Genomic DNA, 23,321 nt, shown 5'->3' with positions numbered 1-23,321 from the left:
ATTCTTTATGCGGTTCTAAAAAGTGCTGACTCATCAAAAATCTCGAAAACGGCTTTAATAATTCATACCAAAACTAAAAATCAATAGAAAAAATAAGGAATCAAAAGAGTTTTCCAATATGCCAGTTTTCAAGAAACTAAATTCACTCAACGTTAAGATTTTAGGCCACTTAAAAGAAAAACTCTGGTTAAAAATCTTCGTTGGAATGTCGGCCGGAATTCTTACCGGAATCCTGCTCGGTTCCGATTTATCTTTGGTCGATAGAAGTGTCGCACAACTTACCACTTCTTGGCTTGTTATACCCGGGCTTGTATTCATCAACCTCTTACAAATGATTATGGTGCCCTTGATCTTTTCTTCTATTATTCTCGGAATTTGTTCCGCTGAAAATATAGAGAATGTTAAAAAACTGGGAATCGGAACCTTAATTTATTTCGTTTTTACGACTTTCATCGCCGTCACGATCGGAATTGTATTAGCGCTTTGGTTGAAACCGGGAAAATCGACGATTCAAATTAAAAACGCTCTGATTTCGAAGGTTCCATCCCCAACGGAGATTCCTACTTTAGATAAATATCCGGAATTGTTTATGTCCTTCTTTCCAAAGAATCCGTTTCTTTCGATCACTCAGGGGGAAATGTTAAACGTAATCGTGTTTTCTATCTTGCTCGGAATTGCGATCCTTTCGGTTTCAAAAGATTTATCAAAACCGATCCTTGAAATTTTGAATTCGGTTTTTCAGATCAGTATGAAAATCGTAAATTGGGCGATGGCTTTGACTCCGTTCGCCGTTTTCGGTCTGATGTCAAAGGCGATTTCCTCCATCGGCGTGGAATTGCTCGTTACTCTCGGCGTTTATATGAGCGTCGTTCTACTAGGGCTCGTTGCGATACTCGGAGTTTATTCGATTATTCTTATATTTTTAGCGAAAAGAAATCCGATCGACTTCTTTAAAAAGATCGCAGGTTTACAACTCCTAGCATTTTCAACCTCAAGTTCCGCTGCCGTAATGCCGGTTTCGATTCAAACGGCGTCGGAAAACCTAGGAGTGAAAAAAAATATCGCGGAGTTTATCATTCCTGTCGGAGCTACGATCAATATGGACGGAACCGCTCTTTACCAGGCGGTCGCAACGATTTTCTTAGCGCAGTATTTCGGAATCGAATTAACTCCGGCTCAGTTGGTTTTTATTCTTTTTGCAACTGTCGGAGCCTCGATCGGAACTCCGAGTACGCCCGGAATCGGAATCGTGATTTTGGCTACGATTCTTGCCGGGGTAGGAATTCCGACCGAAGGAATCGGAATCATTTTGGGAGTCGATCGTTTCCTGGATATGTGCAGGACGACGGTTAACGTTACCGGAGACATTACCGCTTGCTGCGTAATGGACAGAATGACCTGATTGAGATATAAATTTTACCGACTTACGTTCTATAACATTCTCGCAAATATAAGCGTGCCTCTGACCGGTTTAGTCGACACGGCTATATTAGGAAATCTTGATACTTATGTTTTTATGACGGGAGCCGCGTTATCCGGAATTCTTTTTGATTTTATATTTTGGATGTTCGGTTTCCTAAGAATGGGGACCACCGGTTTAACCGCCCAGGCCGCCGGAAAAAGGAACGAAAAAGAATCTCTTTTTATCCTGGCTCGATCCGTCGTCCTGGCTTGTTTTTTCGGAACGATGATTCTACTTCTTTCCCCTTGGATTCGTGAAATCGGATTTCAAATTTTACGGGGAAATTCCGATGTCAAAGCCGCAGGTATTTCTTACTTTGATGCGAGAATCCCGGGTTCCATTGCGGTCCTTTGTAATTACGTATTTACGGGTTGGTTTTTAGGAAGAGAAAAGAGTTCTATCGTTTTGATCGCAACCGTTATCGGAAACGGAATCAACGTTCTTCTCGACTTCTGGTTTATTCTCGATTTAGGTTGGGAAGCGTACGGAGCCGGTTTAGCGACAAGCATCAGCCAGTTCGGAATGTTAGCCGTTTTTATTTTTTCGTTTTTCAGAGAACTGAAAATCCATCCTAGCTTAAAACTCTCCTTGTTGAAAGATAAGAATCTTTTTTCAATTCACGGTTTTTCTTCCCTTCTTCATTTAAACAAAGATATCTTTTTGAGAACCTTGTTTTTGATTTTTACGTTTAGTTTATTTAGAAACTTCAGTTCGGAAGCCGGTACGGAAATTTTAGCGACGAACTCGATCCTACTTCAACTGATTCTTGTCAGCGCTTACTTGGTAGACGGAGTCGCGTTTGCTACGGAAAGTTTGGCCGGAAATATCTACGGCGAAAAGAATTGGAAGCTTCTGAAAGAACTTCTTTACTTGGCTCTTTACAACGGCATCCTTTTTACTTCGGTTTTTCTCGGGTTTATTTTTCTGTTTCCGAATTTTATCTTCGGAATGATCACAAGGAGCAACGCGGTTTTATCTTTGCTGAAGGACTATCGATTTTGGTTGTTTCCGGTTTTAGAAATCGGAGCCGTGGCGTTTATCCTGGACGGTTTTTTTATAGGGCTTACACAAGGGAAAATTCTCCGTAATTCGATGTTGATTAGCGCCGCTCTTTTCTTTTTTCCCATTGCGTATCTTGGAAAAATTCAGAAAGACAATCATATTCTTTGGCTTTCTCTCGTATTACTCATGATCGGAAGGGCTTTGACTTTATCCGTTCAAGCAAAAAGATTTTTTGAGAGTTCAAAACTTCAAAACACGGGCTACGATATAAAAGTTTGAACAAAAAGTTTTAAGATATTTCCTCCCGATATCATTATCAAAAAACTAACATTCTAAGTTATATATAGTAATTTTTTAATATTTCCAGCCGTTTGTATTCTTTATCCGGATCTTTTAAGAATAAATTAAAATTTTTTCTTCCGTATCGTATCGAGTATCCGCAACTTTTAGAATATATAAAGTGCAAATTGTATTTAGAATCTTCTTTCGTTTGTAGAATGCGAACGTCATACGCATCCCTTACAACTTTTTCTAAAGTGTTACAATTCCGAAATCACTCTAAAACGACCTGAATTTCAGCCGGAATATTTTTCCATTCTTGCGAATCCCTGCTCTTGTAAAAAATCGGGGATTGGATCTCGTTCCAACTTTCGGCTCTAAAGAGATCTATATTTTCTTCTCCTTTTTTAAACACGCGGGAAGATTCTTCCGAAGAAGGTTTTACATTTTGAATCGGAGCCCATCCGAAGCCAGGGATATAAGCGTCTAACGTGTCCTTGAAAGAAACCGAATTCGATCCGGTAATGGAAGCCGTATATTGAGAACGAACGGGAACGCCCGAATCTAAAAGACTTTTTTTCAAGGAAAGTATGTTGGTTCGGAACAATCTCGCGTCGAAAATCTTGTCCACGTAATAAGAATTTTTTTGAGTTTCCAAAAATTCGTTTCGTAAGAATGATTTTAAATCGTCTCCGATTTTTTCTTTCTTTTCCAAAAACTCGTCAGTGACGTAGTAACGAACGTTTTGGGTTCGCGCTTCAAAAGAATATTCTAAAGTTTGTTTTCCTTTCGGATCGTCCACACCGAGAACTTTTACGAAAACCTTTTCGTTTCCGATAAAATCCTGTTTAAATCCGGCTTGGACCATTTTTAAATTTCGAATTCTTTGATGTTCCGTCGTGGGCGGTTGAAAAACTCCAAGCGAACCTCCCGCAATCGAGAGTTCGTTTAACGAAAATGTAATCCTAACCTTCATTAGATGAAGCTTCTCTCCGGAAGCGATAAAACGATCCGTTTCCACAAAGGAAACTTTTAGAACTTCCTTTCCCGTCCGATCGATTACGAAAATTTTACTCCCTAAAAAAACCATCCCTCTGATTTCTTTAGAAGATGTTTTGATGGAACCCGTAATGGCTCCGTTATTCGGATTGTATCGATAGATGTTTCCGTCGGAAGAATCGGAGACCCAAATCGAATCTCTTGCAAAAACCAAATCTCTCGGTTGAGCTCGGTCCGTTAAAAAACCTCCGATCAATTTTCCCGTGGCTTTGTCCAAGATGGAAATTTTCCCGTTTTCCTGATCGAGAATATAAAGCAATGAATCTTGGCTCGCAATCCCGCCGATTTTTTCGATCGGAACGGGAATTCTTTCCGTAACACCGCCGGTATTCGGCTCCACTTTTAAAACGAGTTTTCTGGCGCCTACAAAAATTCTTCCTTCCCGCGGATCAAAATTGATTCCGGTAAGAAAAGGAATATTCAGTGAAAACGATTCCTGTCTTCCGTTCGGATCGACCCGATACAAGGATCGATGTGTGGAGTCTACGTACCAAAAGTTCGTACCATCGTATGTCAAACCGTACGCGTTCTCTGTAAGTTTGATTTCTTGATCTTGGTCAAAAATCGGAGTCGAAATTACGAAAAGAAGGATCGTTAAATGCCTGAAAAAACCGATTTGAGTGAAATCCATAGCTCCTCAGCAAGACCGGGTCTATTGATATCGGTTCCAAGTTGGATCGGAGAAGGTACAAAGATGAAGATCAGCGTAAATAAAATCAATAAACCGCCGATTTTTCGAACTCGATCCAAAGGAACCACCGGGTCAGGTATAAAAGGGTGTTCTACTTTTATGATGAAATAAATCAGAAAACCCCACAGTAACCAGGAAAAATTCCAGAAACATAAGAGCAAAAAACCCGTAAAAAGATAATAAATCCAATTCCTATACTTTTCCCCAAAAACGGAATAAATTACGTGTCCCCCGTCTAGTTGACCGAACGGAAGTAAGTTAATGGCCGTAACAAGAAGTCCGACCCAACCCGCTTGCGCCAACGGATGAATCCAAACGTCCTGAACGGCAGGGTTAAAAGGCCCTAAGATCCATTGATTCACGAAAATCGTAAAAAGAGATTCTCCGAAAGAAATGACTCCGGGATTTCCTTTAACGCTTTCCATCGGAACCAAAGAAGACAAATAGATTCCTACGATGTAACAAGGTGCGGAAAGAATCAAACTCATGATAGGACCCCAAATTCCGATGTCAAAGAGTTGCTTTTTATTTCGGATCGGTTCCAAGATTCGAATAACCGCACCCATCGTTCCGATCGGAGCGAAAGGAATCGGTATAAAATAAGGCCATGTCGCTTTAACACCGTAATATCGAGCCGCTAAAAAATGTCCCATCTCATGAGCCGAAAGAATTACGATCAAAGAAAGGGAATAAGGCAGTCTAAGAAAAAATAATTCCTTTAAGTATTAAACGGATAGGAAAGGGATCTCAAAAAATTCGCTTTGAAATGTGAGCGTCAAGAAGGTTAGAATAAACAAAATTATATGCGTTGAAAATCTAGATTGTTTCAATTGTATATTCTATTCTTCTTGAAAAGAATCCTCTTTACATTGTATCACGAATTTTGAACCTTTTCCTTACGGCTCTGCTAAAACCGAATTTTCCGTTACCGAAGACCGGAGATTGACATTTGTTTGAAAACATTAAATTTATAAGAAAGTACGACCCGGCCGCTAAGTCCTATCTGGAAATTGTACTTTGTTATCCGGGCCTACACGCGCTCTGGTTTCACAAGTTGGCTCATTTTCTTTATCGAATGAAACTTACTTTAATCCCAAGGATGATCAATACTTTTTCCAGATTCATCACGGGAATAGACATTCATCCGGGGGCTCAGATCGCAAACGGAATTATGATCGATCACGGACACGGAGTCGTAATCGGAGAAACCGCCACGGTCGCCAAAGGATGTTTGATCTATCAAGGTGTGACGCTCGGAGGAACCGGAAAAGAATCCGGGAAACGTCATCCGTCTTTGCTTGAAAACGTAGTAGTCGGAGCGGGCGCCAAAATTCTTGGAAATATTACGATCGGAAAAAACGTACGAGTGGGAGCGGGATCAGTCGTTATGCGAGACGTCCCTCACGATACGACCGTGGTCGGAATTCCGGCGAAAGTAGTTCGTTCTAAAATGCCGATCGGAGAAGAAGGCGAACACATGCTGGATCATAACGAAATTCCCGATCCGGTCGCAAGGGTGTTCTCGATCTTACTTGAAAGAATCGAAACCCTTCAAAAAGAAATCCATTCCATGGACAAAAGCGGACTTCTTCGTTCTCGGTCTAAAAAGGAAACTGATAACTCGGAGGAAATTTTGGACGAATTCATCCACGGCGGCGGGATCTAAATTCTTAAACCTTCGTTTGTAAGTTTCTTTTTATTTTTAAAACCCGAAGTTCTCGGTTTTTTCGAATTGATTTTTCATTTTAAGATTTTCTCATATATGGAATGAAAAAACGGATTCTTTTTCCTTGGATTGCCTTCTTGTTTACAATCGGAATTCTCAATTGTAATTTTCTAACCTCAAACGAACAACTCTGCGCAAAGGACATGGAAGAATTTGATAAGTGTTTTCCGGTTCTGCTCTTGGCAATACCGGGATGTGTGGATCCAAGTTTAAACACCTGCGGGATTGCAGTTGTGGAGACGGCAAAGGAAATCTGTAGAGGAAGAATGCAATTTGACAGTTGCAGAGCGCATCGTTAAAAGCGAAAACCCCCAAATTTCGGGGGTTTTTAAACAATCTTTTTAAATCAATCGATTACCTTTTGGGAATGAAACAATCGATTCCGTCGGTCTTCAATTTCGACTTCAACGATTCCGCGTCGGTTTTGTTGGCAAAATCCCCCAATTGAATTACGAACAAACCCTCTCTCGTAAACAGGAAAGTTTTTTCACCGTATTCTTGTCCGAGGCCGGATTTATAAACTTCCGCTTTAGTTTGATCGCGGAATACGCCCACTTGAACGGTATAACCTTTCGGAGAACCTTTGATATACTTTCCACCTGCGGCCGATTTGGCGGGATAATCCGATTTTTGAGGATTTAATTTTTCGGGTTTCTCGTCTTCCAAAAGAGCCTCTTCGTCGTCCGTGTTTTCGAGATCTTCGGATTCTTCAGCGGCTGCCCCGCCTCGTTTTACCACTTTGATACCGACTTTCGCAATACCGATATCCTTAAAATCCAGAGTGTCAGCCGCTTTTTCGGAAAGATCGATGATTCTATCTTTTACAAAAGGTCCCCTATCATTGACGCGAACTAAAACCTCTTTTTGATTTTCAAGATTCTGAACTCGAACGATGGACCCTAAAGGAAGAGTCGGATGCGCCGCCGTTAATTTCGTTTTATCGAACTTCTCTCCGCTTGCAGTCGGCTTTCCGTGAAACTTCGCTCCGTACCAGGAAGACATTCCGACTTCATCGAAATCTCCGGAATTTGTTTTTTGAGGAGGTTGGGCTTTCGCGTATTTTTCAACGTTCAATTCTTCCTCAAAGGATCTGCGTCCGGGTTTTTGAGAATTCGATCCGGAATCCATCGGTGCGATTTCTTTTTCAAAAAAGATCTCCGACGGATCTCCGGAAGCGCTGATGCTTCGTTTAGATTCAACGGAAGCGCAAGACGTAAAAATAATCAGAGCGGTTAAGATTGTTACTTGTTTCATGTTTCCCTCGGATCCTAGCGATTCCTTTATCAAATCGGTAGAACTGAAAAATTTCATTACAACTTTTTCGGTGGCCAAAGCCCGAAAAATATCCGATAGTTGTTTTATGACCGGAACGGACATCAGCAAGATATTCAACCAGGCCTTAGCCTTTGAAAAAGAAGGCAAACACCCGGAAGCCGTTCGACTCTATGAAAGTCTGATTCTATCCCAACCAAAATACCAAAAGTCCTATCTCAACCTGGGAGCGCTTTATTCCAAACAAGGCAATTCCTTAAAAGCGATCGAAATTTATCAGAAAGCGCTCGGGATCGGAAAAACTCCCGAACTTTACTACAACATCGGAGTGGAACTTTACAGAACCGGAGAGATCGAAACGGCGGTTCGATCCTTGAAAAAATCTTTAGAAATCGAAAAGAGATTTTTGAAGTCGCACATTCTACTCGCATACTGTTATCGACAACTCGAAAAGGACGATAAGACCGAACTCTATCTTACGAATGCGATCCGACTCGATCCTGAAAACCGAATGGCTCTGATCGCTCTCGCGACTTTACATTTTGAAAAAGAACGTTGGAAAGAATGTCTTGAAACGGCCGACAAAATTAATAAACTCTATCCCGGCGATTCCAGAATGCAGGTACTTCTTTCCGAAGTTCATACTCGTCTCGGAAATTTTAAGCAGTCTTTCGAAATTCTTAAACAAGCGACGACTCAATCAAAAGGATTTACGCGTTTCTCGGACGCAATTGAAGAATCCAAAAAAAATCCGGAGGAAGCCGCATTCTTCGATTCATTGGAAAAACTCACAAAGAACAAGCTGGATGAGTTCCGATCTAAATTCGAAATGAGCAAGGAAAATCCGGAAGACTTCGCGCCTCCAAATCCCCAGGATGCACTTGATCTTTCACTCATGTATTTGTTCCATGGTGATAAAGAACGGGCCTTAAAGTATATGCTCTATGCTCAAAAGCAATTGGAAGAATCAAGTGCAGAGAAATCGAGCGATCCATAAAAAGAAACGAGGCTCTGAAACGACTTGGGGAACATCCTTATTCATTTTAGGAATCGCTTCTCTTTTAAACTTTTGTATTTATCCCATTCGAGAGGCCGAAATTTTAGAAGCCGATGTTTCGTTTTTATACTTAAACTCCTCGGAATTTTCCCAAGTCGAATTGGAAAAAATTACTTCGGCCTGGAAAGTTAAGGAACTCAGAGGAAAAGGAACGACCGCGGAAGATAAAAATAATTTAGGAATCATATTCGCAAAACATTCCCTTTTGGACGACGCGGAATCCGCCTGGAAAGAATGTCTGAAAATTTCCGAATTTCATCCGATTTGTTTTTCAAACCTGATTCGGATGCATTACCTAATCGACGAATACGAGACTGCAAAACAAGAAATCGCCGTTTATCTAAAGAATGCAAAAAAGGATCAGATCCAGCAAGTTCGCAAATTACTTACGACCCAAAATCGAAGAGAAGAAACGGTTCTCTTGTTGGACGTTCAATCCAAAATCCCAGGTATGGAAGTCGTTTCTTGGGATGAATTGAGCGCGTATCTTCTCGAAAAACAAGATTACGAAAAGGCTTATTTTTATTTGGAAAAAATCCTACAAATCAATCCGTATCATAAGAACGCGCGCGCTTCGATGGTATTACTGGCTCATGATCTGGAAAAATGGGACGATCTTCTGATGTTTGCGATGAGTCTTAATTCTACGGACGATAAAATTCCCGATTTGAATTATTACATCGCAAAAGCATATTATGAAAAACGAAACTATTCCGAGGCCTTGGAATGGATTCGAAAATCACCCGAATCGGAAAAAGAAACGCTTCCGTTTGTAGAACTCTGGAAAAGAATTCTGCTTTCCGTAAATCCGCACTCGGACTTACATCCGATCCTTCCCTATATCAAAAAAATGCAGGCTAAAGGTTTGCAAATTCGGGAAGAGGATATTTTACCGACGCTCGATTCTTCCGGAAAAAAAACGATGGAAGACATCAAGGTCGGTCGCTGAGTTAAGACTTCTCTCGAAACGCGTTTTCTTAAACTCGTCCTTCATTTAATAAGTTGTTATTTTAACTTGTTCCGACTAACTAACGTGAATTCGGCGGTTGAAAGTTTGGGCGAACCCTCGCCTTTTTTCTCCAATCAACAAATTGATAGATCCCCCTAAAAGCGAAATCATTTCGTTATTCCAATTTGTTGATTCCGCTTCAATCGCTTTCGCATCGGTTAGCTCGCGTTAATTCAGGTCTATTATGAATGAAGCAAACTCCAAATTTTTAACGCCTGCCTCAAATTTTTGGGTTCATGAGTTCTGATATATTCCACATTTTGAATGGAGAGATAAAGTTCGGCGATCACGGTGGCGATTTTACGTTCATCCGCTTTCAAACCTCCGAGTGCGTTTCCTAAAAAGGATTTTTTAGTAACGGAAACCATCATCGGAGAAAATTCCTCCTTGAGAGTTTGAATTTTTTTTAAAACTTCAAAGCTCACTTGAAAATCGGGGCTTAAGAAAAAACCCATTCCGGGATCGAAGATCAATTGGTCTTGAGAAATTCCCGAATTCAACAAAACCTTCTTTCGTTCTCGAAAAAATTTTACGATATCGGATATCACGTTATGCAGCGTCAGATGCGATTGTGTTTCCGCACGATTGGAGTGATTGTGAGAATACATCACGATAAATTTTCTATTTGTTCCCGCATATTTCGAAATCGCTCGAACGGATTCCTCATCCACAAATCCGCGGATATGATTGATGAATTCCGCCCCCGCAGCCAAAGATTTTGCGATGACTTCGGGCTGAAACGAATCCACGGAAATACGAACTCCGTTTGCCACCAAGTCCGGAATTAGATTTTTCATTCTTACCCATTCGATTTCGGGACTGACCGGATTGGCCTGAATGTTGGAAGACTGGGCTCCGATATCGACTACGTCCGCGCCCTCAACGATAAGAGAATCGGCTTTCCGAGAAGAAGCCGAAAGAGTGAGATATTTTCCTCCATCCGAAAACGAATCTTCGGTGATGTTGAGAACTCCGAAGATCGTGGGAGAATACGCTGAAGAATTCAAACCCTGCTTACTTTCCATCTTTAAAAACCCAGATACAAGACCGATACTTTAAGAAAGATCCTGGATTTAAACTAAAAACGGTAACTTTTTTACATTCTTTTCGGAGTGATTCAATGCGTCCTTTTTCTAAATTGTTTTTCATTTTGACTTTCTGCATTCTTTCGCCCGTTTTTTCGCAACCTCTACCGGATCTTCCTGAAAAACAATTCGGCCAACCTCTCAACACGCAAAACGACGAATACAACCCTATCATCAGTCCGGACGGAAGATACGTAGTATTCCAATCCAATCGTCCCGGAGGAGAAGGCGGGATGGACATTTGGATTTCGGAGAACGTTCGTTTTTCGGATCAGGAAAGTCTCGCGGAATGGACTAAACCCGTGAACATGAATCAAAACATTCGAGAGGAGTTAAAACGTCCCTCCGTTGCCGGAGTTCGCAAACCGAACCTTTTTAATTCGAACGCATTCGAAGGCGGCGCTTCCATTCTATTCGATTCCAACAACGCTCCTTCGGAAATTTATTTCACTTCGACGCTGAACCCCGCAGTGGGACGGTCCGGTTTCGAAGGTTTGAATATCTATAGAACCGTTAAGGATAAAAAAACCGGTAGATGGACCGATCCCGAACATCTCAGCGAAATCAATTCTAATTTTAACGAAAAGATGCCCGCCATTTCTCCCGATGGAAATTTTTTGATCTTCTCTTCGGATCGTCCGGGAGGATACGGAGACTTCGACCTTTGGATTGCCGTTCGAAATCCTAAAAACGGAAGTTGGTCGCAACCGAAAAATTTGGGCTCCCCTCTCAATTCTTCCGAAAGTGAAATTCTTCCTTTTATCCATCAAGACGGAGAACAACTTTATTTCAGTTCCAATCGAGAAGACGAAAGAAAGAAGTTTAAGATTTTCAGAATATTCCTTCGATATAAATCCGCGTTAGACAGCATGCTGGAAGACGAAGAGGAAACGGAAGAATCTTCCCAAATAAAACCCTCCGAAAACCCGATTCCGAAAGTCGATCAATCTTCCTTACTTCTTCTTCCTAAACCGTTTAACACGGATAAGTGGGAGGGTTACGATAACGAGGGGATCAGCTTCGATAAGAACGGAATTTGGGCTTATATTTCCTCCAATCGCAACGGTGGAGAAGGCCAATTCGATATCTATCGTTTTCAAGTTCCGGAATCGTTTCGGAATTCTTATACTCTGAATTTCAAAGGTTTGGTTTTGGACGGTTCCGAAAAAACGATGATCGGATTGGATTCCACTTTAAAAATCTACGACGGAACTAAACCGACTAACGTAATCACTTCGAAAAGGATCGGCGGCGATCTAACGAAAGGAAAACCTTCCAACTTTACGACCACGCTTCAAACCGGAAGGGTTTACAAAGTGGAAATCAGTTCTCCGGGTTTTCATCCTCAGGAAGACATTTTGGATCTTCGCGGAAACATCGGTAAAAATCGAAAGATTTACAGAACCTATGTGCTTCTTCCGATCCAAACCGGAGAAGGAAAAACGGAAGAAGTCAAAGTAGAACAACCGGTGGACAATCAAACGCCGAGTTCCTCCGCTTTGAAAGTGATCGTGGCGGACGCGAAAACAAAACAGACGATCCCCGATGCGAAAGTTACATTGTTTACGCCTACTAATCGCAAAGGGGAATCGCTTGTTCAGGAAACGGATACAAAGTCCTTTTTAGTAAATAAATTACCGGACAGTGATTTTGAGTTATTTGCGACCGCTCCGAAATATATTTCCGAAAGCATTAATATCATTCAGAAAAATATTTCCAAAAACGGAACCGCGACTATTTTTCTGAAAGCGGAAAACGACGTAGATCCGGTCTATAATCTACGCGTTTACTTTGAATTTAATAAAACAAAAATCACAGATGAGAACAAAAAGTTATTAGCGCCTCTTGTAGACTATCTTCTGAAAAATGCGTCCGATAAAATTGAAATTGGGGGACATACTGACAACGTAGCCTCCAAGGAATACAATACAAGATTGAGTGCCAAAAGAGCCCGTAACATTTACGAATATCTTCTTTCAAAAGGAATTTCGGAAAAGCGGTTGAAAATGAGGGCTTACTGGTATTCACAACCGGACGCAGAAAATGAGACAGAAACCGGAAGAGCAAAAAACAGAAGAGTCGGTTTTCGAAAACTCTAAGGAGTTTTCATGAGTGTACAATACCAAAAATATGTGCAAGCCCAGCGATCTTGGGATACGATCCAAGACTTGAATAAGATTAAATATATTCTTAAGGAGTACATCCATTTTCAAGGATTACTCGTTAAGGAATCTCCCTTTCATCAGGAATTAAAACCGATGGAAATCCGCGAAGACGGTACTTTTGTTTTTCCGATCGATTCAACCCTAACCAACGTAAACGACGAATTTGTACTTTATAGAACCCTTTCCAAACATATCGAAATCAACTTCGAGGTGATTGAAAAAAACGATACTCAGATCATATGCAAACCGATTTTCGCAAAAATCGCGAAAGCGAAAAGAATGTCCCCCCGTCTCGAAGGACTTATCGGAAAAGTCATCGCTCATAAATTTTTAATTCCGAGAAAAGAATTGGAAACCAATAAAGTTTTGGGAACTTCCGGACAAATCATTCTTAACGACTTGAATCGTAAAATCAAACAGATCTATCCGTCTTCCAAACTCGTGTTCAATTCTTCCAAAGAACTTACACCCGAAGAAGAGTTGGTTAAAAAGTACAAAAGACCCATTTATATCCGAGACACATCCACCTTGGACTCAAATGCTGAAGGAGAATTTACAAACTTAGATCTGCTTCCGATTAAGGAAACCCTTCAAGAAGAGCTGATCCTGGAAGAGAGGCTTCGCTTTTTCAAAGGTAGTAAAACTCGTTCTCTTCTCATTTATCCGATTCTGTTTAAGAGTATAATCGATTCTCAAATATTCGCGATGGGAGTGATCGAATCAAACGAAGGTCCCATTTCGGACAAAGTCATTCCCTTGTATAAAGAGATGGAAGAAATCTTCAATTCCAGAATGGGCGATTCCAATACGAAATCCTTGGAAAAAAGACAAAACGTTCTGAATATCTCGGAAGGTGGAATTCTTCTCGAAGTAACCGAATCGGAACTGATCGAATCCTTTTTACACAAGCCCGTATTTACTGCGGACATTACTTTTAAGATGCAAGCTCCCCTGCGATTTGCGTTTCGTATCCGACATATTTCCCAAGTCGGAGAAATCTATCACGTAGGCGCAGAAATAGTTGGCTCCAACGATGCTAAGGCAAATATGACTCTATTGAAGAAAAATATGAACTTCATTAAGACTCAGTAATTTGCCTTGGAAAATCAGAAAAGTTTTTTAACCACAGCCCCTTACAAAGGAACCAGAGATTTTTATCCGGAGGAAATGCGTCTCCGAAACTGGATGTTTTCCGTAATGCGGGAAACCGTATTATCTTTCGGTTATCAAGAATACGACGGGCCTATCCTAGAATCTTTCGATCTTTACAAAGCCAAAAGCGGCGAGGAAATCGTCGAACGGCAGTTATACGACTTTATCGACAAGGGTGAGCGAAGAGTCGCAATCCGCCCGGAAATGACTCCAACTCTCGCGCGAATGGTTGCGGGAAATCTCCGAAATCTTCCCAGACCGGTTCGTTGGTTTTCCATTCCTAATTTATGGCGTTATGAACAACCGGGCAAAGGAAGACTTAGAGAACACTGGCAATTGAACGTGGATCTTTTCGGAGTGGATACATACCGCGCCGAACTTGAAATTCTTTTGATCGCGGATTCGATTCTAAAAAAATTCGGAGCTCCCGAAGGAAGTTATCAGATTAAGGTTTCTCATAGAAAACTTTTGGATAGTTTTTTAAAAAATTCTCTCAAACTCAACGACGACCAAGTTCACGGTGTTTCCAAACTTTTGGATAAAAAATCCAAAATTTCTCCGGAAGCTTTCCAAAGCGAAATCAAACCGTTCTTGAATAACTTCGACGAACAATTTGCGCTCATTGAAATCTACCTTGATTCCGACTTGAAAACCGTTTCGACTATTCCCGGAATCGATCCGGATTCTATTTCTTTCATTCGAAATTTGTTTCAAGAACTCGGAGAACTCGGAGTGGATAAACAACTCGTATTCGATCCTTCCATCATCCGAGGTTTCGACTATTACACGGGATGTATCTTTGAAGTATTCGATACGAATCCTGAAAACAGAAGATCCTTATACGGCGGCGGAAGATACGACAACCTCATCGGATTATTTTCCAAAGAACAATTATCGGGAATCGGTTTCGGATTAGGCGATGTGACTCTAAAGAATTTTTTAGAAGGTCATAATCTGATTCCGAACCTAAGCAGAGAAAAAACGCTCTTTCTTCCGATCATGGACGAATCTCTTTTTGTAAACACTTTCCAACTTTCCAAGGAACTCCGCGAGAATGGAATCCTCGCCGAAACGATGTTAGATTCCGCAAAAATCGGAAAACAAATTCAGGTCGCGGAAAAAAAAGGTTATCGCTACGTATTGTTCCTAGGAGAATCGGAAATCCGCACGGAAACGGTTCAAATCAAAGACCTCGTATCCGGAGAACAAAAAAGCCTGCCTAGAAAAGGGCTTTCGGATATTCTTAAAAAAGACTTTCGACTTTGATAGAAATCGTAGACCAAATCGATTTTTCGTTCTCTACTTGGATTCGGACAAAAGTCCATAATCCGAAACTAAGTCATATTCTTTCCAAAATCAATCGAGGAGAAGTATTCCTTATCATCCTTCTCCCCTTTCTTTATTTAAAAAACAACTTACCTATAGATTGGTACTGGGTTCTACTTTTTACCGGCTCCGTCACCTACGCCAACGATCGTTTCGTTCTTTTCTTAAAAAAACTCATCGCAAGAAAAAGACCTTTGATCACGGTTGTCGGCAAAGTGGACGCCAACCCCGACATGAAACACTCGTTTCCTTCCGCTCACGCAGCCAACTCAATGACTGCGGTTTTGATTTTCGTACTTTTGTTTAAATTCTCTCCGGCTTTGATTTTGATTAGTTTCTTAGCCGGAGTGGGAAGGTTGCTTTCTCTACATCACTTTGTAAGCGACGTGATCGGCGGTTGGATGATCGGAACTGTCTTCGGTTTTTTCGGTTTATTTCTTGGCAGCGCTCTTCTTAGGTTTTACTGCTCCTGAACCTGATTTCGATCCGAGAGCGTCTAACGTAAGTTTATGACGAATTTCTCCCTGATAAGCAATCGTTGTGGAAGAAAGAATCTCATCGTTTAGATCCAAATTGATTTTCTTATCCTTAATCAAAAGTTTGAGAAAATTCAAAACGTTCTTGCTGAACATTTTAGACGCGTCTGCAGGAATGGAACCGGCAAGATTTTTATGACCGATTACGGTAACTCCCTTTGGAGTGATAACGTTTTGTCCGTGTTTCGTATATTCGCAGTTTCCACCCATGGAAGAAGCGAGATCCACAACTACGGAACCGGATTTCATGTTGTCCACGATCTTCTTAGTAATCAATAAGGGAGCTTTTTTTCCGGGAATCAACGCAGTCGTAACGATTACGTCCGCTCTCTGAGCGTATTTATCAATCGCCTCTTGTTGACGTTTTTTGTACTCATCGGTTTGTTCCACCGCGTAACCGCCGGCGGCGGCGGAATGCGAAGCGCCTTCCACTTCGACAAACTTAGCGCCGAGCGATTGAACCTGCTCTTTTACTTCAGGTCTTGTATCGAATACGTCCACTACCGCACCCAATCTTCTGCTGGAAGCAATCGCTTGTAAACCGGCAACACCGGCTCCGATGATCAGAACGGAAGCGGGCGTAATGGTTCCCGCTGCGGTTGTAAGCATCGGGAAAAATCTCGCTAAATGAGAGGCCGCAAGTAGTACCGCTTTGTAACCCGCAACGGTGGCTTGGGAAGAAAGAACGTCCATCGACTGCGCTCTTGTGATTCTCGCAATCGCGTCCAAACTTAAAACTTCCACTTTCTTTGTTGCGAGCTTTTGGATCGTCGGTGCGTTCATCGCGGGTTGGAACATTCCGAGATAAATCGTTTTCGGTTTCATCTTTGCTAATGTCGCAGGGTCCGCGAGATGAATGCTCACAATGATATTGGATTTGCCGATAACGTCTTGACGAGACGCCAAACTTGCTCCGACTTTTTTATAATCTTCGTCGTGATAGTAGGATTGTTCTCCGGCGCCTTTTTCGACAAGGACGGTTGCGCCGATTTTCTTCAATGTATCTACGATGTCTGGGGTTACGGATACTCTCGTTTCTTCTTTAGCTTCTTTTAGAATTCCAATATTCATAATTTTTCCCGGTGATAAATAGATGCGTGTTTCCGGACGCGTTCGTTAGAGTACGTCCAGAATTTCTTCGCGTAAATTTAATCCAAGTTATTTTTAAAGTATTCGATGGTTTTCCGAATTCCTTCCACAAGAGGAACCTTCGGCTCGAATCCTAATCTTTGTTTAGCGATAGTTAAGTCTGGCTTTCTACGAGCGGGATCGTCCTGAGGCAGAGGTTTGTGAATGATTTTGGATGAAGAGCCCGTTTCTTTTAAAACCAACTCGGCCAATTCGCGAACGGTAAACTCTCCGTCGTTTCCAAGATTGACAGGGCCGTTAAAATTTTCGACGTTCATCATACGAATAATCCCGTCAACCAAATCATCGACGTAACAGAAAGAACGGGTTTGATCTCCTTCTCCGTACAATGTTATGTCCTCTTTTTTAAGAGCTTGTACGATGAAGTTGCTAACCACTCTTCCATCGTCCGGAAGCATTCTCGGTCCGTAAGTGTTGAAAATTCGGATCACACGAATATCGACTTTATGATTTCTCTGATAATCGAAACAAAGAGTTTCAGCCACTCGTTTCCCTTCGTCATAACAACTTCTGATTCCGATCGGGTTTACGTTTCCCCAATACGTTTCTTTTTGGGGATGTTCCAAAGGATTTCCGTAAACTTCACTGGTCGACGCTTGGAGAATCCTCGCTTTCACTCTTTTTGCAAGTCCAAGCATATTCATCATTCCTAATACGTTTGTTTTGATCGTTTTGATCGCATTGGATTGATAATGAACCGGACTTGCCGGACAAGCCATGTTATAGATTTGATCCACTTCCAGTTTGATAGGATCCGTTATATCGTGTCTGATAAATTCGAACTTAGGATCATTTAAAAGTTTTTGAATGTTCTTTTTTCTTCCCGTATGCAAATTATCTAAACAGATAACCTCGTTGCCTTCTTTCAAAAGCCTTTCGCATAAATGAGAGCCGATAAATCCGGCGCCGCCCGTAATCAATATTCTTTGTTTATTCATGATTCTTCTTTTTCTAAAAATTCCGCAGGCAACGGTTTTCCGTTTAAGTCGAGCCCCTTACTGAAAAACCATTCCATAACTTCCGGAGTAACTTCTCCCGGAAACGGCGCTTCCATATTTCCGTTCTCCGGCAATTGGAAAAAGTCTTCTTCTTGCAATCGTTCTTGTTCCGGAATTCCCGATTGGAAAACTTTTTTAACCGATACGAATATGATGGATAAGCTAAAAAAAGACCAAAGGAGGGCAATCAAATATCCCAACACGATTACCGATTTCGGAATTCCTTGCGTAGGATTCGCTCCCGTAATCCACGTTGCCATGATCCCCGCATCGGTATATGCGATGTTTCCCGTAAAGTCCAAAAGATCGTATAAACTATAAAGTGTGATACTCGTTCCGATAAAAACGAGAACGAACCGATTGAATTTTAAATCGAAAAACCCAAGTAACACAAATCCCAAACCCCAAAGAATTCCCGTATATTGGGCAAGGTTTCCCGGCTTGGAATAGGAAATCGTCATGAGTAAAAGAATCGCTCCGAAAGAAATCAAAGTCGGGCGTATCATCTTTCCCGAAAAACCGCGATTCAATAAAAAACCGCCGATCAAACAAGATCCCAAGTAACCGGCCGAAACTACAAAGATAAAAGAACCGGTTCCCGAATTGGGAATTGCGATAGTTTCTCCGGATTCGTTTCCGTGGAGTTCGATCGCATGAACGGAGCCGCCCGTCAATAAGGCCGCGACCGCGTGACCGATCTCATGAATGAAAACGATAAAATCCTTTAGATAACCTACAAGATGATGATCCCAAAAAGAAAAAAGCGTGATCGCTATGGAAATAAAAATCGTCAGCCTGAGAAATCGATTCCCCATCGATTTAGTTATCGGCACATTTTTTTATTTCCGCGAGAATTTAAGAAGTCCTAAAATGCCGCAAGATTTCATATAACCTCGCCGCTTTGAGAACGGATTCATCCACGAGTTGTTTTATTTCTTCCGAAGATCTGGCGATCGATTCGGAGCTATCGGCGATGTTTTGCATCGATAAAGAAATTTCATCGGAGGCCGTTTTTTGAAACCCGGAAGATTCGCTCACCGTTTCACCGAGTTGATTGACTTGATCCGTATTCTTTCTGATTTCGCTTAACTTCTCCGCTTGAGCGAATAAGGACGCCGTTACGATCGTAGCCGAGGAGTTTACTTCGCCGATATAATCCGTAAGTTCTTTTACGATGGATAAGGATTCTTGGAATTTCTCCGCTCCCAAGCCGACCGCTTTTGTCGTATTGTCGATCAGGTTGACTATGTCTTTGATCGAGTTTCGAGTTTGATCCGCCAATTTTGAAATCTCTTCAGCGACCACACTAAAACCTTTTCCCGCCTCGCCCGCTCTCGCCGATTCAATGGATGCGTTTAATGCAAGTAGATTCGTTTTTTCCGAAATAGAAGTAATGATTCCGATGATCTTTGAAATTCCGTTCGAATATTCTTTGATTTCATCCATAGCAAGAATCGCTTTTCCGAACGTCTCCTCGCTTTGCGAAGCCTTTTGTTTTACGGAAGAAGTTTGGGAAGAAAGACCGTCCATCGACTTAGATACGTTTTGAATCGACTCGTTCACTTTTCCGATTCCGTCGTTGACCGCCGTCAAACTTGACGACTGTAAATGAATCGATTTTACGATCTCATCCAAAGTGGAGGATAATTCTTGCGAAGCGGAAGCCGTCTCTTCCACGGAAGCGGCTTGAGTGTGGGTTCTCGATTGAAATTGTTCGGTTGTTTGAGAAAGATATTGATAAAGTTCCTGGTTCTTTTCAAAATTTTCTTTGATCTGAACCAATAATCCCCAAATGCTGATTACAAGCACACGAAGACCGGAATGAATCTCGAAGATTTCGGAACTCCCTCTTCTTTCGGGAATTTCTATGAGAAAATTTCCGGTTACGATCTCTTTCTGAATCGAAATGATCTCTCGAATCTCTTTTCGATAATTCAGAATCGTCTTTATCAAAAAAAGAATCCCGATCGTTCCGCAAATAACTCCTATAACCGGTAGAAGAATCAATCCATTTTGAACCCATCGGAAGTTTGCGAATAACAAAGGAACAAAAACGAGTAAAGCGGAAACGATGATCTTTCCGGAAAGTCCCAACTTTTTGAAAAACGCTCGAATGTTTGTTTTCAATTTCCAGGCGAACGATCTCGTATTTTGCAGTTCGTCAAAAAGTATTTTCGCCCTTTCGATTTGTCCTTCGGTCGCTTTTTTTCGAACGGACATATAACCGGAAACGTTTCCTTCGCTCATCACCGGAGTAATGGTCGCATCCACCCAATAGTAACCTCCCGATTTAGCTCGGTTTTTTACGATTCCGCTCCAAGGATTTCCGCTTTGAATCGTTTCCCACATCTCTCGGAAAATCTCCGGCGGAACGTCCGGGTGACGGATAAGATTGTGAGCTTCACCTAACATTTCGTTTTCGGAAAAGCCGCTTATATCGGCAAAATCCTGGCTTACATACGAAATCTTCCCTTTCCTATCCGTACGTGAAATCAGAACCGCGTTGAAGGGTATTTCTATTTCTTGATTTGTAATCGGGAGGTTTTTTCTCATTATGCGTTACATCAAAAATAAACGCCAAGTAGTTTAAAGAAGAATTTCATATAACGATCCGGTAGAAAGGAACATCGGACGATCATTCGGGCAAGCCGAAACTCTGTTTGAGACAATCAATTAAAATTGAATATAATGATGTTGACTCACCGTATTTTTATCTTCATTCAAAGAACTGATCGCTTTCGGTTATAAAACAAAAAACGCAACGATTTAAGTTTACGGACTTGCCTTGCCCATTCGTAATGGAAAATTCGATTTTTGAAAAACTGTAAAATTTTGTTCGGTGTTTCAAGGAGAAATCTTGATACTTAAGCATTAGAGTTGTTGAAAAATTAATTCTCCATTTGTTTCTGTTTCATTGAAATGGATGATTGAAGCAGTTTTGTTAATCGCGACTATTGAATTTTTCAACAACTCTATTATGAATCCGTTCCGAAATATCGGGTTCTTGACGAATGTCTCGAAAGTTTGATTTTAGATTTTGAATATGAAATGTATGAGTTTTTACGAAAGAAATCAGTCCCTATGTTTTAGAATCTTACATTGACATCCTAACCCCATAAATAACTTCACAAGTTATTTGGATCGAAGATAAACCCGCCGGAATACTTGCGTTTTATCGTATGTTAAAATCCTTATAAATTCCCAGACGTTCGCCACTGGAAACACGGGAACCCCAACAATCGATAGGATAAAAAATTCCGAACTTGAGTTAACAAAATGTGAAAATTCATATCAAAACTCGTCCCGGTTTTGAGTTCTTTAGAATAGAAAACTTGAACCTTGAACAACTTTTCTTAGGTATCTATTGCACTCGTAATCGATGTAAAAAGGATGGGTCTATGAGTATTCGGCTTTCATTTTTTATTTCCGGCTGCCTTCATATTTTAATATTTCTTTTTTTCTCTACAACTTTCTTTAGATTTCCACAAATTGCAGATTTAAAAATTCATCTTAAAAAAGGATCCATTCCGAACGTAACACTGAATTTTTTGCAGGAAGGTTCGGGTGAAAATTCAAAATCCTTTATGTCCGAAAACGCAAATAACGAGGGAACTTTAAAAAAGGAAATCGAAAAATTTAAGAACGAAATTCACTTTCCCCAAGGCGCTCTCGATCAAAGACTGGAATCGGATTGTTCTTGGGAAGTGAAGATAAAATCTGACGGCAAGGGCGAAATTTTCAGAACTCTTCAACCTTGCAAATATTCGATCTTCGAAGTCGAATTCAATAGGGCCTTGAGAACTTGGAAATTCGATCTTAAAGAGGGAACAAACCTGATCATTCCGGTTTCCTTTAAAGTATATGATAGAGAATTCTGAAGTCAACGAATGGTACGCTCTTTATACCAATCCTAGAGCCGAAAAGAAACTCAAACGATTATTTCAAGAAAGAAAGGTGGAATGTTTTCTCCCTTTGATTTCTAAAAAGAAAAAGTGGTCCGATCGTTGGAAGATCGTCGAAGAACCGATGTATCCCTCTTACATCTTCGTAAAAATTTCATTCTTTAAGGATCGAGTCAAAATTTTACAATTACCCGGAGCGCATCACTTCGTATTCTACGCGGGAAAACCCTATATAATTCCCGATGAAGATCTCGATTTAGTACGAATCTTTTTAGAAACGTATCCGGATAAAATTCAGATTGAAATTCAGGAAAGATTGCTTCCGGGTAAAAAGGTTCTCATTCAAGAAGGGCCGTTTGCCGGATTTAAAGCCGAAATTATCCAAAGAAAAAACGAGGAACAAATCATCGTTAAATTTCCCGGAATGAATTTAGTGACTTCGGTGACTCTGGATGTAAAAACGTTGAAACTGGAGGAAAATCTTGGACCCAATTTTTGAAAAGATAGAAAAGGCAATCGATACGGAAATAGAATCCATTCTTCATTTCAGAAAAAACTTAGATCCGTCGATCAAAGAAGCGATCGAACTGATTCTTCAATCCAAGGGAAAACTGATCGTAACCGGCGTCGGTAAATCCGGGAACGTCGGCAAAAAAATCTCTTCCACATTGTCTTCCACGGGAACACCGTCCGTTTTTTTACATCCTGCCGATGCGGCTCATGGAGACGCTGGTATCATTTCAAGAGAAGACGTCGTCATCGCGATCGGCAAATCGGGCGAAAGCGAGGAATTGTTGAACCTAATCCCAACGATCAAAAATATAGGCGCAAAATTGATTTCGATGACGGCTAATGTTGAATCCAAACTCGCAAAAGAATCCGACGTCGTTTTAATAACTCCCGTTTTAAAAGAGGCTTGTCCTCTTGAATTGGCGCCTACTTCCAGCACAACGATCGCATTGATTTTGGGAGATGCGATCGCCATGTGTTTGATGGAGTTGAAAGATTTCAAAAAGGAGAATTTTGCCCTTTATCATCCTGCTGGGCGTCTAGGAAAACGTCTGAGCTTGAAGATCGACGACGTGATGCGTAAGGATAAGGACCTTGCAAAAGTATCGCCGGATACAAAACTAGAAAACATACTTACGGAGATTACCGTAAAAAGACAAGGCGCCACGGGAGTCACGGATTCGGCGGGAAAACTTTTGGGAATCATTACCGACTTTGACATTCGTAAAAAGTTGAAAGAGGGCAAACTGGACTCTTCCATTTCTGCGCAACAATTGATGAATCCGAATCCGACTATGTTCCAATCCGGATCGAGCGCTTACGACGTTTTAAAACAAATGGAGTCAAGGCCGAGTCCGATTTCCGTTGCGCCGATCGTCGACCAATCGGAAAAATTAATCGGAATCGTTTCCATTCACGATCTTTTACAAAGAGGACTTTGA

20 protein-coding genes and 1 pseudogene are annotated in these 23,321 nt (G+C 41.2%); 13 read left to right on the top strand and 8 right to left on the bottom strand.

All coding sequences use genetic code 11. The annotated features are described in order from the left end of the window. The first annotated feature begins 118 nt into the window (after nucleotides 1-118). Entirely contained in the window at nucleotides 119-1,402 is a 1,284-nt protein-coding gene (locus tag LEP1GSC194_RS01080) for a dicarboxylate/amino acid:cation symporter (protein WP_020771907.1), read from the top strand. Then, the gene (locus tag LEP1GSC194_RS01075; RefSeq protein WP_021064500.1) at nucleotides 1,403-2,743 is read left to right on the top strand and encodes an MATE family efflux transporter; all 1,341 of its coding nucleotides are present in this window, start codon (nucleotides 1,403-1,405) and stop codon (nucleotides 2,741-2,743) included. A gap of 274 nt (nucleotides 2,744-3,017) precedes the next feature. On the opposite strand, the gene LEP1GSC194_RS01070 is transcribed toward LEP1GSC194_RS01075, so the two are convergent. Next, nucleotides 3,018-4,433 (bottom strand): NHL repeat-containing protein, encoded by a 1,416-nt coding sequence (locus tag LEP1GSC194_RS01070; RefSeq protein WP_020771936.1) that lies wholly within the window; start codon nucleotides 4,431-4,433, stop codon nucleotides 3,018-3,020. Continuing rightward, nucleotides 4,397-5,290: pseudogene (locus LEP1GSC194_RS01065) on the bottom strand (site-2 protease family protein). Before LEP1GSC194_RS01065 ends, LEP1GSC194_RS01070 begins: the two are co-directional and overlap by 37 nt. Nucleotides 5,291-5,442: 152 nt before the next feature. Between LEP1GSC194_RS01065 and cysE the strand changes: the two are divergent. Together cysE and LEP1GSC194_RS01055 are read left to right on the top strand one after the other, a co-directional pair. Beyond that, on the top strand, nucleotides 5,443-6,159 hold the full coding sequence (gene cysE, locus LEP1GSC194_RS01060; RefSeq protein ID WP_020771958.1) for a serine O-acetyltransferase: 717 nt from the start codon (nucleotides 5,443-5,445) through the stop codon (nucleotides 6,157-6,159). A 101-nt stretch (nucleotides 6,160-6,260) separates the two neighbouring features. Then, entirely contained in the window at nucleotides 6,261-6,518 is a 258-nt protein-coding gene (locus LEP1GSC194_RS01055) for a hypothetical protein (protein ID WP_021064477.1), read from the top strand. 55 nt (nucleotides 6,519-6,573) lie between these two features. On the opposite strand, the gene mpl36 is transcribed toward LEP1GSC194_RS01055, so the two are convergent. Then, nucleotides 6,574-7,473: an RlpA family plasminogen-binding lipoprotein MPL36 gene (gene mpl36 / locus LEP1GSC194_RS01050; protein ID WP_081605008.1), complete on the bottom strand. Its 900-nt coding sequence runs from the start codon at nucleotides 7,471-7,473 to the stop codon at nucleotides 6,574-6,576. 106 nt (nucleotides 7,474-7,579) lie between these two features. On the opposite strand from mpl36, the gene LEP1GSC194_RS01045 reads away from it, so the two are divergent. After that, the gene (locus tag LEP1GSC194_RS01045) at nucleotides 7,580-8,488 is read left to right on the top strand and encodes a tetratricopeptide repeat protein (RefSeq protein ID WP_020771957.1); all 909 of its coding nucleotides are present in this window, start codon (nucleotides 7,580-7,582) and stop codon (nucleotides 8,486-8,488) included. Then, the gene (locus LEP1GSC194_RS01040) at nucleotides 8,481-9,497 is read left to right on the top strand and encodes a tetratricopeptide repeat protein (protein ID WP_408605323.1); all 1,017 of its coding nucleotides are present in this window, start codon (nucleotides 8,481-8,483) and stop codon (nucleotides 9,495-9,497) included. Before LEP1GSC194_RS01045 ends, LEP1GSC194_RS01040 begins: the two co-directional genes overlap by 8 nt. A gap of 242 nt (nucleotides 9,498-9,739) precedes the next feature. Here LEP1GSC194_RS01040 and folP read toward each other — a convergent pair whose 3' ends face one another. Beyond that, nucleotides 9,740-10,582, bottom strand: a complete 843-nt coding sequence (folP, locus tag LEP1GSC194_RS01035; RefSeq protein WP_020771837.1) for a dihydropteroate synthase — start codon at nucleotides 10,580-10,582, stop codon at nucleotides 9,740-9,742. Between the two features lie 95 nt (nucleotides 10,583-10,677). Here folP and LEP1GSC194_RS01030 point away from each other — a divergent pair, with 95 nt between their 5' ends. Genes LEP1GSC194_RS01030 through LEP1GSC194_RS01015 form a run of 4 tightly spaced genes read left to right on the top strand, consistent with a single transcriptional unit; the run spans nucleotide 10,678 to nucleotide 15,758 of the window. Further along, complete coding sequence (locus tag LEP1GSC194_RS01030; protein ID WP_020771980.1) at nucleotides 10,678-12,741, top strand: OmpA family protein; 2,064 nt, start codon at nucleotides 10,678-10,680, stop codon at nucleotides 12,739-12,741. 9 nt (nucleotides 12,742-12,750) lie between these two features. Next, nucleotides 12,751-13,899, top strand: a complete 1,149-nt coding sequence (locus tag LEP1GSC194_RS01025; protein WP_020771946.1) for a DUF1577 domain-containing protein — start codon at nucleotides 12,751-12,753, stop codon at nucleotides 13,897-13,899. A 6-nt stretch (nucleotides 13,900-13,905) separates the two neighbouring features. Then, nucleotides 13,906-15,225 carry a histidine--tRNA ligase gene (gene hisS / locus LEP1GSC194_RS01020; RefSeq protein ID WP_020771798.1) on the top strand — a complete coding sequence of 440 codons (1,320 nt, stop codon included), beginning with the start codon at nucleotides 13,906-13,908 and terminating at the stop codon, nucleotides 15,223-15,225. Beyond that, complete coding sequence (locus LEP1GSC194_RS01015) at nucleotides 15,222-15,758, top strand: phosphatase PAP2 family protein (protein ID WP_020771956.1); 537 nt, start codon at nucleotides 15,222-15,224, stop codon at nucleotides 15,756-15,758. The genes hisS and LEP1GSC194_RS01015 overlap by 4 nt, the downstream gene beginning before the upstream one ends. Here LEP1GSC194_RS01015 and LEP1GSC194_RS01010 read toward each other — a convergent pair. From LEP1GSC194_RS01010 to LEP1GSC194_RS00995, 4 genes are all read right to left on the bottom strand, one after another. Continuing rightward, a complete protein-coding gene (locus tag LEP1GSC194_RS01010) occupies nucleotides 15,717-16,892 on the bottom strand; it encodes a Re/Si-specific NAD(P)(+) transhydrogenase subunit alpha (RefSeq protein WP_020771838.1) in 1,176 nt (391 codons plus the stop codon). The two genes, LEP1GSC194_RS01015 and LEP1GSC194_RS01010, sit on opposite strands and share 42 nt — an antisense overlap. A gap of 77 nt (nucleotides 16,893-16,969) precedes the next feature. Further along, on the bottom strand, nucleotides 16,970-17,908 hold the full coding sequence (locus LEP1GSC194_RS01005; protein WP_020771927.1) for a UDP-glucuronic acid decarboxylase family protein: 939 nt from the start codon (nucleotides 17,906-17,908) through the stop codon (nucleotides 16,970-16,972). Further along, nucleotides 17,905-18,783, bottom strand: coding sequence for a M50 family metallopeptidase (locus LEP1GSC194_RS01000; RefSeq protein WP_020771884.1), 879 nt, complete (start codon nucleotides 18,781-18,783; stop codon nucleotides 17,905-17,907). Before LEP1GSC194_RS01000 ends, LEP1GSC194_RS01005 begins: the two co-directional genes overlap by 4 nt. 40 nt (nucleotides 18,784-18,823) lie before the next feature. Continuing rightward, nucleotides 18,824-20,521, bottom strand: a complete 1,698-nt coding sequence (locus LEP1GSC194_RS00995; RefSeq protein ID WP_020771866.1) for a methyl-accepting chemotaxis protein — start codon at nucleotides 20,519-20,521, stop codon at nucleotides 18,824-18,826. Between the two features lie 845 nt (nucleotides 20,522-21,366). Between LEP1GSC194_RS00995 and LEP1GSC194_RS00990 the strand changes: the two genes are divergently transcribed. The 3 genes from LEP1GSC194_RS00990 to LEP1GSC194_RS00980 are packed head-to-tail and all read left to right on the top strand — an operon-like array spanning nucleotide 21,367 to nucleotide 23,321. Next, nucleotides 21,367-21,846, top strand: a complete 480-nt coding sequence (locus tag LEP1GSC194_RS00990) for an LIC_10042 family TonB-like protein (protein WP_020771858.1) — start codon at nucleotides 21,367-21,369, stop codon at nucleotides 21,844-21,846. Then, on the top strand, nucleotides 21,830-22,369 hold the full coding sequence (locus LEP1GSC194_RS00985; RefSeq protein WP_020771774.1) for a UpxY family transcription antiterminator: 540 nt from the start codon (nucleotides 21,830-21,832) through the stop codon (nucleotides 22,367-22,369). The genes LEP1GSC194_RS00990 and LEP1GSC194_RS00985 overlap by 17 nt, the downstream gene beginning before the upstream one ends. Then, nucleotides 22,353-23,321, top strand: a complete 969-nt coding sequence (locus tag LEP1GSC194_RS00980; protein ID WP_020771982.1) for a KpsF/GutQ family sugar-phosphate isomerase — start codon at nucleotides 22,353-22,355, stop codon at nucleotides 23,319-23,321. The genes LEP1GSC194_RS00985 and LEP1GSC194_RS00980 overlap by 17 nt, the downstream gene beginning before the upstream one ends.

It is taken from the genome of Leptospira alstonii serovar Sichuan str. 79601 (genome assembly GCF_000347175.1).
Classification (GTDB): domain Bacteria; phylum Spirochaetota; class Leptospiria; order Leptospirales; family Leptospiraceae; genus Leptospira; species Leptospira alstonii.
The sequence above is the reverse complement of the archived record's forward strand: the minus strand, read 5'-3'. Positions and strand labels throughout refer to the sequence as shown.

Coding starts and splice junctions, on each gene's coding strand:
- LEP1GSC194_RS01080 (WP_020771907.1), top strand. CDS start 119: ATGCCAGTTTTCAAGAAACTAAATTCACTCAACGTTAAGATTTTAGGC.
- LEP1GSC194_RS01070 (WP_020771936.1), bottom strand. CDS start 4,433: ATGGATTTCACTCAAATCGGTTTTTTCAGGCATTTAACGATCCTTCTT.
- LEP1GSC194_RS01055 (WP_021064477.1), top strand. CDS start 6,261: ATGAAAAAACGGATTCTTTTTCCTTGGATTGCCTTCTTGTTTACAATC.
- mpl36 (WP_081605008.1), bottom strand. CDS start 7,473: ATGAAACAAGTAACAATCTTAACCGCTCTGATTATTTTTACGTCTTGC.
- LEP1GSC194_RS01045 (WP_020771957.1), top strand. CDS start 7,580: ATGACCGGAACGGACATCAGCAAGATATTCAACCAGGCCTTAGCCTTT.
- folP (WP_020771837.1), bottom strand. CDS start 10,582: ATGGAAAGTAAGCAGGGTTTGAATTCTTCAGCGTATTCTCCCACGATC.
- LEP1GSC194_RS01030 (WP_020771980.1), top strand. CDS start 10,678: ATGCGTCCTTTTTCTAAATTGTTTTTCATTTTGACTTTCTGCATTCTT.
- LEP1GSC194_RS01025 (WP_020771946.1), top strand. CDS start 12,751: ATGAGTGTACAATACCAAAAATATGTGCAAGCCCAGCGATCTTGGGAT.
- LEP1GSC194_RS01010 (WP_020771838.1), bottom strand. CDS start 16,892: ATGAATATTGGAATTCTAAAAGAAGCTAAAGAAGAAACGAGAGTATCC.
- LEP1GSC194_RS01005 (WP_020771927.1), bottom strand. CDS start 17,908: ATGAATAAACAAAGAATATTGATTACGGGCGGCGCCGGATTTATCGGC.
- LEP1GSC194_RS01000 (WP_020771884.1), bottom strand. CDS start 18,783: ATGGGGAATCGATTTCTCAGGCTGACGATTTTTATTTCCATAGCGATC.
- LEP1GSC194_RS00995 (WP_020771866.1), bottom strand. CDS start 20,521: ATGAGAAAAAACCTCCCGATTACAAATCAAGAAATAGAAATACCCTTC.
- LEP1GSC194_RS00990 (WP_020771858.1), top strand. CDS start 21,367: ATGAGTATTCGGCTTTCATTTTTTATTTCCGGCTGCCTTCATATTTTA.
- LEP1GSC194_RS00985 (WP_020771774.1), top strand. CDS start 21,830: ATGATAGAGAATTCTGAAGTCAACGAATGGTACGCTCTTTATACCAAT.